Here is a 14,222-nt window from a genome sequence, read left to right on the forward strand (position 1 = left end):
GCGACCGGCCGGCCGCGAGTGCGGCGCTAGTCGTCGAGCCCAGCGAAGGCGGGATGGCTTGAGCCGAGCCGGCGCCGCAACCCGGTCAGACCCGGATGCGGCGCCCATTGCCGCTCGCCGAGCCGCGCCACCGGCAGGATACCGCGCACGGCGTTACACAGGAAAATCGCGTCGGCCCGCGCGAGGTCGGCGGCGTTCAGCGGCCGCACCTGGATATCGGCCAGATCGATCAGGGCTTGGCGGCATACGCCGGCGACGCCGCAGCGGTCCACCGGCGGGGTCAGCCAGGCCCCGGCGCGCAGCATGAACACATTGGCCGCGGTCGCGCCGACCAGTTCGCCGTCGGTGTTCAGCAACAGCCCTTCATGCACATCGGGATCGTCCCATTCGGCGCGCGCCAGCACCTGTTCCAGGCGATTGCAGTGCTTCATCCCGGCCAGCGCCGGCTGCAGCGACACGCGCAGGTCGCACCAGCGCAGGGTCAGGCCTTCGCGCGGCGCGGGCGGCGGCAGCGGATGGCGCGAAATCGTCCACGACGCAATCGCCTGCGCCGGCGGCGCGTAGCCGCGGCCGCCTTCGCCGCGGCTGAGGATCAGCTTGAGTACCGCGTCCTCGCCGGCCAGCAGGGCCTGCGCTTCGGCGCGGACCTGGTCTTCCTCGGGCAGGATCAGGCCCAGCCGCGGCGCGCTGTGGCGCAGCCGCGCCCAGTGGCGATCCCACCACGGCAGCTCGCCGCGGTGCGCGCGCATGGTTTCGAACACGCCGTCGCCGTAGGCGTAGGCGCGGTCGGCGGGCGACAGCGCGTCGATGCGGTCGGCGCCGCGGAACAGGCGGAATTCAGTCATGGCGCGGGGATGCGGTCGGCATGGCGGCATCGTACGCGTTGGGGCTGGGGTTGTCGGAGCGGCGGCCGTGGGAATTTGGTTCTGCCACAAGCCGCGATTGGGGATTCGCGGACATGGCGGTGTTTCGACGTGGGTGTGGATTCGCGGTCGCGGCTTGTGCCGCTCCTACAGGTGGGCATCGTGGCATCGCAGACATGCGAAGGCCCGCGAAGTTGGACTTCGCGGGCCTCGCAACGACGCGGATGTTCGGGCGGATTACAGCCGCTTGAACACCAGCGTGCCGTTGGTGCCGCCGAAACCGAAGCCGTTCGACATCGCCACGTCGATCTTGACCTGACGCGCGGTGTTGGGCACGTAGTCCAGATCGCACCCCTCGCCCGGCTCGTCCAGGTTGATGGTCGGCGGGATGATGTCGTGATGCAGCGCGAGCACCGAGAAGATCGCCTCGGCGCCGCCGGCCGCGCCGAGCAGGTGCCCGGTCATCGACTTGGTCGAGCTCACCATCATCTTGTAGGCGTGATCGCCGAACGCGCGCTTCATCGCCAGGGTCTCGGCCAGATCGCCGAGCGGGGTGGAGGTGCCGTGCGCGTTGAGGTAATCCACGTCTTCCGGGTTGAGGCCGGCGTCCTTGAGCGCGGACACCATGCAGCGCGCCGGGCCTTCGCCGTTCTCGCTCGGCGCGGTCATGTGGAACGCGTCGGAGCTGGCGCCGAAACCGGCCAGTTCGCAGTAGATGCGCGCGCCGCGCGCCTTGGCGCGTTCGTACTCTTCCAGCACCAGGATGCCGGCGCCGTCGCCGAGCACGAAGCCGTCGCGTTCCTTGTCCCACGGCCGCGAGGCGTGGATCGGATCGTCGTTGCGGGTGGACATGGCCTTCATCGAGCAGAAGCCGCCGACCGAGGTCGGCGAGGAGCCGCGCTCGGCGCCGCCGGCCACCATCACGTCGGCATCGCCGTACTGGATCATGCGCATCGCCATGCCGATGGAATGGTTGGAGGTGGCGCAGGCCGAGACGGCGGAGAAATTCGGGCCCTTGATGCCGGTCAGCAACGAGACCTGGCCGGGCAGCATGTTGATGATCGTGCTGGGCACGTAGAACGGCGAGATCTTGCGCGGGCCGCCCTCGTGGTACTTGATGGTCTGCTCTTCGATGCCGAGCAGGCCGCCGATGCCCGAACCGATCAGCGCGCCGATGCGCTCGGCGTTGGAATCGTCGACGGTGATGCCGGCGTCCTGCAGCGCCATCAGCGATGCGGCCACGCCGTAGTGGATGAACTCTTCCATCTTCTTGGCGTCTTTCGAGCTCACCCCGTAATTGGTGATGTCGAAATTGCGCACTTCACCGGCGATGCGGGTGGTGAACAAGGCCGGATCGAAATGGGTGATCGGACCGATGCCGGAGCGACCATTGACGATGCCGTCCCAGCTGCTGACAACGTCGTTGCCGAGCGGGGAAACGAGACCGAGGCCGGTGACGACCACGCGGCGGTTGAAGGTACGGTTGGACATGCAACGCTGCCTCTGTTGATTCCGTCTGCGGACGCTACGCCGGCGTATTGACCGGCCGGAAAAGCACGGGGCCGCAATGCGGCCCCGAGTTGTCACTTGATAATGCGTGCTGCGCGCTTGCCGCAGGCGTCGTAACGCATGCGGCCAGCGCCAGGCGCGTTACGACTTGACGTGCGCCTTGACGTAGTCGATCGCCTGCTGCACCGAGGTGATCTTCTCGGCTTCTTCATCCGGAATCTCGCACTCGAACTCTTCTTCGAGCGCCATCACCAGCTCGACGGTGTCGAGCGAATCCGCGCCGAGATCGTCGACGAACGAAGCGTTGTTGGTGACTTCATCTTCCTTGACGCCGAGCTGTTCGACCACGATTTTCTTGACGCGTTCTTCGATGCTGCTCATGGATGCTGCTCCTCCCGTGAGGGGTTTTCGATGGAATAGTCTAATGGAATCGAGCGGTTTCGCGAGACCGGCTCCCGGTTTCGACGAAACCCCTTTGGGTTCAATCGCTTACTAGCCTACGCCAAGGGCTTACGGCATGTACATGCCACCGTTGACGTGGAGGGTTTCGCCGGTGATGTAGGCCGCCCCTGGGCTGGCCAGGAACGCCACGGCGCGGGCGATGTCGGCCGGTTCGCCGAAGCGACCCAGCGCGATCTGTTCGAACATGGCCTTCTTCGCGTCCTGCGGCAGGTCGCGGGTCATGTCGGTGTCGATGAAGCCGGGCGCGACCACGTTCACGGTCACCCCGCGGCTGCCGATCTCGCGCGCCATCGATTTGCTGAAGGCGATCACGCCGGCCTTGGCCGCGGCGTAGTTGGCCTGACCGGCGTTGCCGGTCACGCCCACGACCGAGGCGATATTGATGATGCGGCCACGGCGCGCCTTCATCATCGCGCGCATCACCGCCTTGCTGGTGCGGTAGACGCTGCTCAGGTTGGTGTCGAGGATGGCCTGCCAGTCCTCGTCCTTCATCCGCATCAGCAGGTTGTCGCGGGTGATGCCGGCGTTGTTGACCAGGATCGAGATCGCGCCGATGTCCTTGCTCACGCCGTCGATCAGCGCCTCGATCGAGGCGGCGCTGGCGACATCGACCACCCGGCCGTGGCCGCCGTGAGCGGCCAGGCGCTCGCCGATCGCCTGCGCGCCGGCTTCGCTGGTCGCGGTGCCGACGACGGTCGCGCCCTGCGCGGCCAGTTCGTCGGCGATGGCGGCGCCGATGCCGCGGCTGGCGCCGGTGACCAAGGCGATTTCACCCGAAAGCGGGGCAGTGCTCATGCATTCACTCCGTTCAAAACACGTGTCCGGTGCGGGCTGGGCCGGCGCGCGTTCGCGCGCAAGGGCCAAGCCCGATCGTATCGGGTCGCGGTCGCGGCGGCATCGCCGGGACTGTCGCCGCATGGGCGCCGGACCGGAAATGTTGCGACCGCAGCAAAGCGTACAGGCTGCGGGTGGCGATGAGTAGCGCGCGAACCGGCGCCGGCGCCGCCCTGGCGGCCCGCATCACGGATTGAACCGGACCGCGCGCGCATCCGCGCCAAGCGCCTGGCGCGCGCGTCGGCCGACGTGACGCAGACCGCGTTCAGCCGCGCCATGCGGGCGCAATACTCGCCGCTCATCATGGCCGCTGCCGCGTCGTTGCCGGCACGCCCGCACACCCCACCCTTCCCCGCTTCGCCCACTCTTATCAGGCGCGATCCATGACCGCGAGCCGCAAACGTTACGAAAACAAGATCGTGCTGGTCACCGGCGGTGCCACCGGCATCGGCAAGATCACCTCGGCCGCGTTCGCACGCGAAGGCGCGAGCGTGGTGTTCACCGATCTGTCGGCCGAGCACGGCCCCGCGTTCGAAGCGCAGTTGCGCGAACAAGGCTGGCAGGCGCAGTTCGTCCAATCCGACGTGACCGATCCGGCCCAATCCGAACGCCTGATCGCCGACATCGCCCAGCGTCATGGCCGCCTCGACGTCGCGGTCAACAACGCCGGCGGCATCCTGGCGCCGGACGAGTTGGGCACCGGCGTCCACGACACCCTGGAAGAAGGCTGGAACAAGAACATCGCGCTGAACCTGAGCGGCGTATTCCTGGGCATGAAGTACCAGATCCGGCAAATGCTCAAGCAAGGCGGCGGCGCCATCGTCAACACCGGCTCGATCGCCGGGCTGATCGTCGATGTCGACTTCACCAGCCTGTCGTACAGCACCGCCAAGGCCGGCATGATCCACATGAGCAAATGGGCGGCGGTGATGTATGCGAAAAACCATATCCGGGTGAACGTGGTGGCTCCGGCGGCGGTGGCCACCGAAGCGACCAAGGCCTTCCTGAGCGATGAAATGAAATCCTTCCTGGCCGGACAGTCGCCGATGCAGCGCATGTCCGAACCCGAAGAGATCGCCAACGCCACCTTGTGGCTGTGTTCGGACGAAGCCTACGGCGTCACCGGCGTGACCCTGCCGGTGGACGGCGGCATCGCGGCGAAATGACGGTGGGCCGATCGGTCCGCGCTCACTGCCAATCGGCGAGCGCGGTCTCGAAATCGGACGGCGTGCCGAGCGGGCGGCCGTCGATGCTCTTGTCGATGCGCTTGACCAGCCCGACCAGGACCTTGCCCGGGCCGCATTCGGCGATGCGGCCGACGCCGGCCGCGGCCAGCGCCTGCACGCAACCGGTCCATTGCACCGGCAGGTACAGCTGACGCACCAGCGCGTCGCGGATCGCCTCGACGCTGGCATGCACCTGCGCATCGACGTTCTGCACCACCGGAATGCTCGGCGCCTGCCAGGCCAGAGCGTTCATGGCCTCGGCCAGACGGTTGGCCGCTTCGCGCATCAGCGGCGTATGCGAGGGCACGCTGACCGCCAGCTTGACCGCCTTGCGCACGCCGGCTTCGGCCAGGCGAGTGAGCGCCTTGTCGACCGCGCCGGCATGGCCGCCGATCACGATCTGGCCGGGCGAGTTGTAATTCGCCGGCACCACCACTTCGGTGCCCGATACGGCCTGGCAGATCTCCTCGACCAGGGCGTCTTCGGCGCCGAGCACCGCGGCCATCGCGCCGGTGCCGGCGGGCGCGGCTTCCTGCATCAGCTGACCGCGCAGACGCACCAGATGCGCCGCGTCGCGCAGCGACAAGGCGCCGGCCGCGACCAGCGCGCTGTATTCGCCGAGGCTGTGGCCGGCGAGCAAGGCCGGCTGCGCGCCGCCGCGGGCCTGCCACAGGCGCCACACCGCCACGCCCGCGGCCAACAGCGCCGGCTGGGTGTATTCGGTGCGATTGAGCATTTCCTCGGGACCGCCCTGGCTGAGCGCCCACAGATCGACCCCGGCGCCATCGCTGGCCTCGACGAAGGCGTCGCGGATCTGCGGATGCAGTTCCGACAGCTCGGCGAGCATGCCGATGGCTTGCGAGCCCTGGCCCGGGAAGACGAAAGAAAGTCGCTGATCGGTCACGCGTGCTACCAGATCGGTGAGGATCGCGAATGATACGGGCGAACCGTCGCGATCGTCTGTACCCGACGGTACGGGGTCACATCCCGGCGCGATGCCGGGTGACTCGGCAGGCGCTGCGACCATGCAAACGATGGAGGCGCGATGGGCGGCGATGCACCCGGGCGCGTCGGATTGCCGTAGCGGTACGTCGATAACGATTGCGCAGTGCAAAGCGACGCGTACATGACGATTGCGCGGTGCGGACACGCGGCTTGCGCGGCGAACTCATGCCTGCGCGGTCGCGGCTTGCGCCGCTCCTACAGTGCGATACGCGGCTCACGTCCCGCGTGCGCCATGCCTGTACGAAAGCCGCGTATCCGCCTGTAGGAGCGGCGCAAGCCGCGACCGCGAATCAACAGCCGCATCGAAACCAACGGCCAGCCCGCGCGCACCGCATCGAATCGACAAGCTGCAACATGCAAGCTGCACTATGCGAGCCGAACCCGACAAGCCCGACCCGCGCGGAAATCCAGCCATCGAACGAGGACGGCCACCGCCGTCCCCGCAACCGGCAATGCATCAGTAACGCAGCAGCGCCGAGCCCCAAGTGAAACCGCCACCGAAGGCTTCCAGCAACAGCAACTGCCCGCGCTGCACCTTGCCCGAACGCACCGCTTCGTCCAGCGCCAGCGGCACCGAACCCGAGGAGGTGTTGCCATGACGATCGACGGTCACGATGACCCGATCCATCGGCATGTCCAGGCGCTTGGCCGTGGCTTCGATGATGCGCAGATTGGCCTGATGCGGGATCAGCCAATCGATTTCATGCCGGTCCAGACCATTGGCTTCCAGGGTCTCCTCGACCACCGAATCCAGCGCCTTGACCGCATGCTTGAACACTTCGTTGCCGGTCATCAAAACCTTGACCCCGACGTTGTGCTCTTCGGGCTTGAAGCCCACCGACACGCCGACCGGATTCCACAGCAATTCCTTCTTGCCGCCGTCGGCGTGCAGGTGGGTGCTGAGGATGCCGGTTTCGCTGTCGGCCTTGAGCACGACCGCGCCGGCGCCGTCGCCGAACAGCACGCAGGTGCCGCGATCGCTCCAGTCCAGCATCCGGGTCAGGGTTTCCGAACCGACCACGAGCACGGTCTTGGCCGCGCCGGAACGGATGAACTTGTCGGCGACGGTCAGCGCATAGACGAAGCCCGAACAGGCCGCATTGACGTCGAACGCCGGACAGCCGTTGGCGCCCAGGCGGTGCTGGAGCAGGCAGGCGGTGGACGGGAAGATCAGGTCCGGCGTGGTGGTGCCGAGCACGATCAGGTCGATCTCGCTGGCGTCCACGCCGGCCGCCTCGAGGGCGCGCACGGACGCGTGGTAGGCCAGGTCGCAGGTGGTCTCGCCTTCAGCGACGACATGACGCTCGCGGATGCCGGTCCGGCTGACGATCCATTCGTCGCTGGTATCGACGAATTGGGCGAGGTCGGCGTTGGTCAACACCTTTTCCGGCAGATAGCTGCCGGTGCCCGCGATACGGGCGTAAATCCGATCTGTCATCACCACTCCGCGGCGTTGCCGTAAGGCGGTCCGCAGGGTGCTTGCGCCTCAGCGCGAGACAGGCAAACGCGGGCCACCGGAAAACAGGACCGCCAGCATAAGCTGGCGGCAGGTAGAAGTCGCGGCGGCCGCAGGTCTGCTTGCGGTCGGGCCATTCTCAGCGAAGAGCCCGGATCGGCGCCGGGACGATGCGGATCGCATCGGCGCCGGCCCAGATCAGCGGCAACGCATGCCGCGATCGCGGCATGCGGCGCGGCTTGCAGACGAAGCTTACTCTTCGTCGGCGACGCGCGAAGTGGTCTCGATGACCTTCTTGCCGCGGTAGTAGCCGTCGGCGGTCACGTGGTGGCGGATGTGGGTCTCTCCGCTGGTCGGGTCGGTGGCCAGCTGCTTGCTGGTCAGCGCGTCATGGGCGCGGCGCATGCCGCGGCGGGACGGGGAAACGCGGGACTTCTGGACAGCCATGGTCTTGCTCCGGAAAAGCGGTCGAAACCTGAGGTGGATAGCGTAGCCCGATTAGCAGGAACGGCTTGCTGATTCGCCTGCAGGTCGGAAAGAAACTTGGGGTGAAACGTTTGCTGCGAGGTGTTGCGTGTTGCGTCAATTCTTCTTCAGCGAGGACAGCTGCGCGAACGGATTGGCCGCGTCGCGTTCTTCCTGCGGCGCCGGCCAGTCGCGCTCGATCGCCTCGGTGCCCGGCGCCATCGGCACCACCGGCACGGCGAGGATCAGCTCGTCCTCGACCAGCTCGGAGGCCCGCAGCATGCCGTCTTCGGGCATCAGCAGCGGCTCGTAGCCTTCCGGCAGCGCGGCTTCGTCGGCTTCCTCGCGGATCAGACCAAGGCGCTGCACCATCCGCACCGGGAGCAGGAACCGTTCCAGCGTGCGCTGGCACAGCAACGGCAACTCGGTATCGATCTTCAACTCGACGTACGGCACCTTGAGTTCGTCGGTGTCGAAATCCAGCGAGTACTCAACGAAACCTTCGGTATCGAGCAGACTGGCCTGCAACCGGGTCAGGGCTGACAACGGCAGACGCCCTTCCACACCGCGCCGGGACGCCACCAGGCGCCAGGCATCGAGAAGATCGGGCACCCGCCCGGATGGCACATCGGCTGACATAAGCCGCGGAATGTTAAAGACCGTCCGAGGCTGTGTCAAACCGTAAGCCCCGGGCCGCGCAAGGATTTGCCGCCGCCCCGGCGCTCCGTGCAGACTGCCCGGCCCACCGCCGCCGCGCCGAGTCCGCCCTTGACCCTCGTCCTGCTCCTGACCGTGGCCGTGCTGGCGGCCCTGGCGTCGGCCCTGATCTGGCAGTTCGGCCCGGCTCGGCGCCAGCGCGCGATGCGCGAGGTGCTCGACGCGGCCGATGCGCTGGAAGCCCGGCTGCGCACCGCGCGGGCCGAAATCGAGGCGGTCGCCGGCGACGAGGGCCGCGACCCGGTCGGCGACGCGATGCGCGAAATGCTGCGCCAGCGCCTGTGGCTGCGCGACCACGGCCGCCGCGCCAGCCCGGCCCAGCTGAGCGAGGTCCGCGCCTCGATCGACGCGGCCCGGGTCAAGATCGAGCAGTTGCTGAACGAGATCGAGCGGGTCCGGACCGCGCCGCTGGGATGAGTTCGTGTCGTCTCGACACGCTGCGAGACGAAAACCGGCCCCGCCCCACTGCTTTCCTCACTCCTCTCAACTCCTTTCTCGCCCCATGCCCCTGCTCCTGGCCTCCACCTCGATCTACCGCCGCGAGCTGCTAGCCCGCCTGGGCCTGCCCTTCGACACCGCCCGGCCCGAGACCGACGAAACCCCACTGCCCGGCGAAGCGCCGGCCGCGCTGGCCGCGCGCCTGGCCGTGGCCAAGGCCGCAGCGGTCGCCGCGCTGCATCCGCAGGCCTGGGTGATCGGTTCGGACCAGGTCGCCGAGTTCGACGGCCGGCCGATCGGCAAACCCGGCGACCGCGCCGGCGCGCTGGCGCAGCTGGCTGCGATGTCGGGACGCGAGGTGCGCTTCCTGACCGGCCTGTGCGTGCTGCGCCTCGGCCAGGCGCCGCTGACCGCGCTGGACACCACGGTCGTGCGTTTCCGCGAACTGGGCGCCGAGGAAATCGCGCGCTATGTCGACGCCGAGCAGCCCTACGACTGCGCCGGCAGTTTCAAGTCCGAAGGCCTGGGGATCAGCTTGTTCGAGGCGATCGAATCGCGCGACCCGACCGCGCTGATCGGCCTGCCGCTGATCGCGACGGCGCGGTTGTTGCGCGAGGCGGGGTATCGGTTGCCCTGATGCGGCGGCGGCCGAGGTCGCGATGGTTGCGCGCAGTTCGATTCGCGATCGATCGTGTCCAAGCCTCGTCGGCACGGCTTGAGCGCCGACGTTTTTCGATCGCGGCCCGATGCGGCATCGATGCGATCGCAACGAAACACTTCGGGATTGAAGTCGCTCCGATAAAAGTTTGCGCGGATTCATTCGCAGGCTTTGTCGATGCGCGAACACGCGTGCATGGCCTATCTGCAGGGGCCTTGTCCTACCGGATTTCCTTCGATCACAAGCCGCGGCCGCGAAACCGGCTTGCGTCGTAGCTGCGGGGTCGCGGTCGCGGCTTGCGCCGCTCGTACAGGGGGCGCTCGCGATTTCGTAGGCGCTTGAGTGGCCTGCACTGGCGACAAGCAAATCCAGTAGCCCGAGCAACGAACCTCATCGCCGCTTGACCTCGATCGGCTGCTCGGCCCAATCCTCGACGCTGCCATCGCGCCCGTGCAGGCGCAGCCCCAGCCAATGCCGGCCCGGCGGTTCGGCATCGAGCGCGATCTTCGCGCTGAAACCGATCTTCGGATGCTGCGGATCGCTCGAATACTTGCCGTCCGGCAAGGCCCAGTACTCGCGTATACCCGGCCGCTCGCCGCCGTAGTCGGCCTGCGCGACGACGCGTCCGTCGAGCATGATCTCGACCCGCGCCAAGCCGACGCCATCCTTGAAGGCCCAACCGTTGACCTCGAACTCGCGGCCGACCTTCGCGCCGGCGACGGGCGCATCGACCCAGGCCATCGCCGGCGTGGTGCATTCGCCTGCGCGCGGCGTGCCGTCGAAGGCGAACAAGGCGAAGCGCTGGCGGCCGTGATCAACGTTGAGGATCTGCGGCGGCGGCAACGGCCCGGCCATCGCGCACAAGGCGTGATAGCGCTGCAACAGGTTCTTGTATTCGACCTCGGTCACGCCGACCAACAACAGCACCGGCGTGGCGCCCCAGTCGCCGCGGCCGGCGCTGTGCAGTCCCCACAGCTGCAACTGCGGCGCGCGGCCGTGCTTGTGGTTGATCGGATGATCGAGCACCGCGATGCGCGGATCGTCCAGCGCGAATCCCAACTCGGCGCCGACCTTGAAATTGTCGGCGACGATCCGCGTCCCCGGCGGCATCGCGCGTTGACGCGCGCGCACCGTGCGCGCCAGTTCGTCCCAGCCGGCGAAATTGGACGGATACCATTTCTCGCCGGCGCTGTGCGCGCGCAGGCCCGGGATCGACACGGCGACGTAATAGCCCAGCATCGCCAGCAAGGTCGCGCCGGCCCAGGCGACGGTCAGCACTCGTGCCCAGCCCGGCCAGGCCGCGAGCACGCCCGGCAGCAACGGCAGCAAGGCCAGGAAGCCCGGCAGCGGCCAGTGAAAACTCACCCGCTCGGTGTCGGCGAAAAATCCCAGCACGAAGAAACCCAGCACGACCAGGCTGCCGAGCAAGCCGAAGTAACGCGTCACCGGCGACACCGCGCGCGCGCCGCGCGCGCCGGCCAGGGCGAGCGCGAGCAACAGCGCCGGCGTTACCAGCAGCGCCTGGATCGCGATGAACCAAAGGCCGTCGAGATGGAACGACCACGGATGCCGGTCGACCAGTTGGAAGCGCAGGCCCGCGTCGGCGTTGTCCATGTTCCAGGCCACCAGCGGCGCCCACGCCGAGGCGCCGATCGCGACCGCGATGATCAGGCGCACGTCGCGCAGCGCGCGCCGCCCTTCGGGCAACAACAGCAACACCACGAAGCCGACTGCGATCACCGCGATGAAGCGGTAATGACTCAACGCGCCCAGGGCCAGGCCGGCCGCCAGTTCGACCGCGGTGCGCGCATCGACCTCGCGCAACAAGCGCGCGCCCGCGTCCAGGCACAACAAGGTCGCCAAGGCCATCATCGCGTCGGGCAAGGCGAGCACGCCCAAGGTGCCCGACAGCGGCAGCAGGATCGCGAAGCAGCCGGCGATCCAGCCCTGGCGCTCGCCGAATTCGCGCGCGGTGATCCGCGCCAGCAGCCACGGCACCAGCGCGGCGATCAACACGAACGGCGCGCGCAGCGCCAGGGTGTGGTTGCCGCCGAGTTCCACGCCGATCCGCGCCAGCCACGCGGTCAGCCCGGGCAAGTCCGAATACGCCGCGGCCGGATGCCGGCCTTCCTGCCAGTAGAACGCTTCGTCGACGAACAGCGGCAGTTTCGCGGCGACCGCGAGCTTGAGCAGCAGCACCAGCGACCACAGACTCCAGAACACACGCTCAATGGGCAGATCGCGCAACGCGCCGGTTTCGTCCTTGTCCCGCATCGATACTCGACCTCGCTACACTTCGGATGGATGTTCGTGCCGGCGCGACCGGCGCTGCCCGCGATGGATGCCGTGGCTGTCGGCGACGTGGCGCGATCCGGGGAGCGCCATGACAGCGCGTTTGTTGACGCTCATCCCAGAAAACCTGTCGTCCAATGCAGCCGACGCAACCCGGGGGCGATCATGCCGCCCGCCTGCACCGCCGCACCGACCGCCGTGGCACGCGGTACGCTCGACCCTACAGACTCAGGACTTACGCAACGATGACCGCAGCACCGACGAGCGCAACACCGACGGCAGATTCCGCACACGCAGGCGCCACACTCGCGGCGACCCGCGCGGACAAGAGCGGCGCGGCGGGCAACGCCAGCATCCTACCCGATGCCCTGCGCGCGGCCCTCGAACAGGCCCAGGCCCAGGTCAACGGCCTGGTACTCGGCAAGGCGCAGGCGGTGCGGCTGGCGTTCGTGGCCTTGTTGTCCGACGGCCACCTGCTGATCGAAGACCTGCCCGGGCTGGGCAAGACCACCCTCGCGCATGCGCTGGCCGCGGCGCTGGGCCTGGAATTCCAGCGCGTGCAGTTCACTTCCGATCTGTTGCCGGCCGATGTGGTCGGGGTGTCGGTGTTCGATCCGCAGTCGCGCCAGTTCCAGTTCCATCCCGGCCCGGTGTTCACCCAGGTGCTGCTGGCCGACGAAATCAACCGCGCGCCGCCGCGCACCCAAAGCGCATTGCTCGAAGCGATGGCCGAACATCAGGTCACCGTCGACGGCCGCACCCATCCCCTGCCCGATCCGTTCTTCGTGATCGCCACGCAGAACCCGGTGGACCTGTCGGGTACGTATCCGCTGCCCGACTCGCAGCTCGACCGCTTCCTGCTGCGCCTGCAACTGGGCTATCCCGACGAAGCGGCCGAACGCGACCTGCTGTCGGGCGCCGATCGCCGCGATCTGATCGCGCAGACCCGGCCGGTGCTGAGCAGCGAGGACGTCAACGCGATCCGTCGCGCGGTCGACGCGGTGTACGCCAGCGAACAACTGATCGCCTACGTGCAGGCGCTGCTCGCGCGCAGCCGCAAGCATCCGGGCGTGCGGGTCGGCCTGTCGCCGCGCGCCGGCCTGGCGCTGCTGCGCGCCTCGCGCGCGTATGCGCTGCTGCTCGGCCGCGCGCATGTGGTGCCCGAGGACGTGCAGGCATTGTTCGCCGCGGTCGCCTCGCACCGATTGGTCGCCGAAGCCGATGCCGGCCCGGACATCGCCAAGTCCATCCTCTACGCGGTGGCGGTGGATTGAACCCGGCCATGGCCGCCCCTTCGCCGCAGTCGCCGCGCGCGCCGTCGCTGCGCACCCGCTACGCGCGGGCGTTGCGCAACCGGATGATGAGCTTGACCCGGCCGCGCCGGCCCGAAGCGCTGCCGGTGCGTTTCGACCGCCGCCGCATTTACGTGCTGCCGACCGGTTTCGGCGCGTTCTACGCCGCCCTGCTCGCGGCGATGCTGCTGGGCGCGCTGAACTACAACAACAACCCGGCGTTCCTGCTGGCGCTGCTGCTGGCCGGCGCCGGTCTGGCCAGCCTGATCGCGGCGCAGCTGCAACTGGCCGGTCTTAGCATCGTCGCGGTCGACGCCGAACCGGTTCCTGCCGGCACCGCGCTGCTGGTGCGCGTGCATGCGCGCGCCGCGCCCGACCGGGTGCGCCGCGGCCTGCACGTGGACGCGCCCGGCGCGATCGAATTGACCGGCGCGCGTCTCGATCTCGACCAGGGTGCGGGCGAAGCCGAACTGCGCGTGCTCACCGAACATCGCGGCTGGCTCGACCTGCCGAAACTGCGCGTGTCCACCACCCGCCCGCTTGGCCTGGCGCGGGCCTGGTCGCATGTGTGGCCGCAGGCGCCGCTGTTGGTTTATCCGACGCCCGAAGCGCACGGCCCGCCACTGCCGGTCGGCGGCGGCGATCAAGCGGTGAGCCGGCTGCACCCGGCCGGCGACGACGTGCATCACCTGCGCGCCTACCGCCCCGGCGACGCGCGCCGCGCGATCGCCTGGAAGCATTCGGCGCGGCGCGACACGCTGCTGGTGCGCGAATACGAACAACCGGTCGGCGCCGACATCGAATTGGAATGGCACCGACTGGTCGGCCTGAATCAGGAAGCGCGGATCTCGCGACTGGCGCGCTGGGTCGACGAAGCCGAACGCGACGGCTGCCGCTACCGATTGAATCTGCCGAACCAGCCCGCGCTCGGACCGGGCGCCGGCGCGGCGCATCGGCATGCCTGCCTCAAGGCGCTGGCGTTGTTGCCGCCGGGCTGAGGCCGGC

The 14,222-nt window shown here is 68.4% G+C and carries 14 protein-coding genes; 5 read left to right on the plus strand and 9 right to left on the minus strand.

The window, feature by feature from the left end:
• Positions 1–26: 26 nt before the first annotated feature.
• From pabC to fabG, 4 genes are all read right to left on the minus strand, one after another.
• Positions 27–845: an aminodeoxychorismate lyase gene (gene pabC / locus IEQ11_RS15755; RefSeq protein WP_191823366.1), complete on the minus strand. Its 819-nt coding sequence runs from the start codon at positions 843–845 to the stop codon at positions 27–29.
• 255 nt (positions 846–1,100) lie between these two features.
• The gene (fabF, locus tag IEQ11_RS15760; RefSeq protein ID WP_036111967.1) at positions 1,101–2,354 is read right to left on the minus strand and encodes a beta-ketoacyl-ACP synthase II; all 1,254 of its coding nucleotides are present in this window, start codon (positions 2,352–2,354) and stop codon (positions 1,101–1,103) included.
• A gap of 159 nt (positions 2,355–2,513) precedes the next feature.
• Positions 2,514–2,753, minus strand: coding sequence for an acyl carrier protein (acpP, locus tag IEQ11_RS15765; protein WP_036111977.1), 240 nt, complete (start codon positions 2,751–2,753; stop codon positions 2,514–2,516).
• 129 nt (positions 2,754–2,882) lie between these two features.
• On the minus strand, positions 2,883–3,629 hold the full coding sequence (gene fabG, locus IEQ11_RS15770) for a 3-oxoacyl-ACP reductase FabG (protein WP_096415017.1): 747 nt from the start codon (positions 3,627–3,629) through the stop codon (positions 2,883–2,885).
• Positions 3,630–4,051: 422 nt separating this feature from the next.
• Here fabG and IEQ11_RS15775 point away from each other — a divergent pair, with 422 nt between their 5' ends.
• On the plus strand, positions 4,052–4,834 hold the full coding sequence (locus IEQ11_RS15775) for an SDR family NAD(P)-dependent oxidoreductase (protein ID WP_191823365.1): 783 nt from the start codon (positions 4,052–4,054) through the stop codon (positions 4,832–4,834).
• 22 nt (positions 4,835–4,856) lie between these two features.
• Here the strand turns inward: IEQ11_RS15775 and fabD are convergent, their stop codons facing one another.
• From fabD to IEQ11_RS15795, 4 genes are all read right to left on the minus strand, one after another.
• Positions 4,857–5,798 (minus strand): ACP S-malonyltransferase, encoded by a 942-nt coding sequence (gene fabD, locus IEQ11_RS15780; RefSeq protein WP_191823364.1) that lies wholly within the window; start codon positions 5,796–5,798, stop codon positions 4,857–4,859.
• Positions 5,799–6,356: 558 nt separating this feature from the next.
• Positions 6,357–7,337 carry a beta-ketoacyl-ACP synthase III gene (locus tag IEQ11_RS15785; RefSeq protein WP_036111988.1) on the minus strand — a complete coding sequence of 327 codons (981 nt, stop codon included), beginning with the start codon at positions 7,335–7,337 and terminating at the stop codon, positions 6,357–6,359.
• Positions 7,338–7,607: 270 nt separating this feature from the next.
• Complete coding sequence (gene rpmF / locus IEQ11_RS15790; protein ID WP_036111991.1) at positions 7,608–7,802, minus strand: 50S ribosomal protein L32; 195 nt, start codon at positions 7,800–7,802, stop codon at positions 7,608–7,610.
• Positions 7,803–7,937: 135 nt separating this feature from the next.
• Positions 7,938–8,459 carry a YceD family protein gene (locus IEQ11_RS15795; RefSeq protein ID WP_036111995.1) on the minus strand — a complete coding sequence of 174 codons (522 nt, stop codon included), beginning with the start codon at positions 8,457–8,459 and terminating at the stop codon, positions 7,938–7,940.
• A 129-nt stretch (positions 8,460–8,588) separates the two neighbouring features.
• Between IEQ11_RS15795 and IEQ11_RS15800 the strand changes: the two genes are divergently transcribed.
• Entirely contained in the window at positions 8,589–8,954 is a 366-nt protein-coding gene (locus IEQ11_RS15800; RefSeq protein WP_148650443.1) for a hypothetical protein, read from the plus strand.
• An 85-nt stretch (positions 8,955–9,039) separates the two neighbouring features.
• Positions 9,040–9,612, plus strand: coding sequence for a Maf family protein (locus IEQ11_RS15805; RefSeq protein ID WP_191823363.1), 573 nt, complete (start codon positions 9,040–9,042; stop codon positions 9,610–9,612).
• 411 nt (positions 9,613–10,023) lie between these two features.
• On the opposite strand, the gene IEQ11_RS15810 is transcribed toward IEQ11_RS15805, so the two are convergent.
• A complete protein-coding gene (locus IEQ11_RS15810; protein WP_191823362.1) occupies positions 10,024–11,907 on the minus strand; it encodes an ArnT family glycosyltransferase in 1,884 nt (627 codons plus the stop codon).
• Positions 11,908–12,293: 386 nt separating this feature from the next.
• Between IEQ11_RS15810 and IEQ11_RS15815 the strand changes: the two genes are divergently transcribed.
• Both IEQ11_RS15815 and IEQ11_RS15820 read left to right on the plus strand, forming a co-directional pair.
• On the plus strand, positions 12,294–13,199 hold the full coding sequence (locus IEQ11_RS15815; RefSeq protein ID WP_036112103.1) for an AAA family ATPase: 906 nt from the start codon (positions 12,294–12,296) through the stop codon (positions 13,197–13,199).
• An 8-nt stretch (positions 13,200–13,207) separates the two neighbouring features.
• The gene (locus tag IEQ11_RS15820) at positions 13,208–14,215 is read left to right on the plus strand and encodes a DUF58 domain-containing protein (protein WP_425494646.1); all 1,008 of its coding nucleotides are present in this window, start codon (positions 13,208–13,210) and stop codon (positions 14,213–14,215) included.
• Positions 14,216–14,222 lie beyond the last annotated feature (7 nt).

Source organism: Lysobacter capsici (genome assembly GCF_014779555.2).
In the GTDB taxonomy this organism is placed as follows: Bacteria; Pseudomonadota; Gammaproteobacteria; order Xanthomonadales; family Xanthomonadaceae; genus Lysobacter; species Lysobacter capsici.